The organism is Thermococcus sp. M36, assembly GCF_012027355.1.
Taxonomy (GTDB): Archaea; Methanobacteriota_B; Thermococci; order Thermococcales; family Thermococcaceae; genus Thermococcus.
On the sequence record NZ_SNUH01000320.1, the window covers coordinates 1 to 398 of the forward strand.

General features: G+C 31.9%; 1 protein-coding gene. It reads left to right on the top strand.

The window, feature by feature from the left end:
• On the top strand, nucleotides 1-398 hold a 398-nt coding region (locus E3E36_RS12520), incomplete at both ends, for a hypothetical protein (RefSeq protein WP_206203735.1).

Consider the following 398-nt stretch of genomic DNA (forward strand, 5'->3'; position numbering starts at 1 on the left):
ATGAGTTTGCAAAAATTCAAAATTCGAAATTCAAAATTCAAAACGCTCTTGCTCCTCATGCCCCATACTCAGTTTCAGAAGATTTATGGAAGTTGATTCAACCATACTTTCAAAATAAAACAACCACTATTCATAACCAGGAAACTGCTTTTGAAGATGAGTTTTTTAAAACAGGAAATGGTGATTTTGAAAGAATGTATGCCATGATGAAATTGGATAATTCTTTTTTTAAACCATCAGGCAAAAGCAGCATGCAGACTGTATTACACAACTTAGCAGGAGCTGAAAAAGTGATATTGGTACATAATACTTTTACTAAAGAAGAAGACGTTGAAAAAATAAATTCTTACTCAAACATAACGGGTCAACAATTTTTTTACTGTTTGTGCGTTAATGCT